This window comes from Phormidium sp. CCY1219 (genome assembly GCF_055795085.1).
This window is the reverse complement of record NZ_JAYFEQ010000316.1, coordinates 1-203: the sequence shown is the minus strand read 5'-3', so window position 1 is coordinate 203 and position 203 is coordinate 1. Positions and strand designations below refer to the sequence as shown.

Genomic DNA, 203 nt, shown 5'->3' with positions numbered 1-203 from the left:
AAGTAAAACAACAGGAGTAGCAATTCTCAAAGAAAACACAGTAATTTGGGCAGCCGAACTCAATCATCGCGGCTTCTCAATTCGGCGGTCCTTAGAATCTCGCCGTTGCTTACGAAGGGGGAAAAAAAATAGACATACCCGCTACCGCATGCCGCGTTTCAACAATCGCAAGCGTCCACAAGGTTGGCTTGCGCCTAGTCTTC

1 protein-coding gene is annotated in these 203 nt (G+C 48.3%); it reads left to right on the top strand.

Translation table 11 applies throughout. The features are described 5' to 3' along the window. Positions 1-203: RRXRR domain-containing protein (locus AC0QH1_RS05295; RefSeq protein ID WP_324629872.1), on the top strand; the 203-nt coding region annotated here is incomplete at both ends.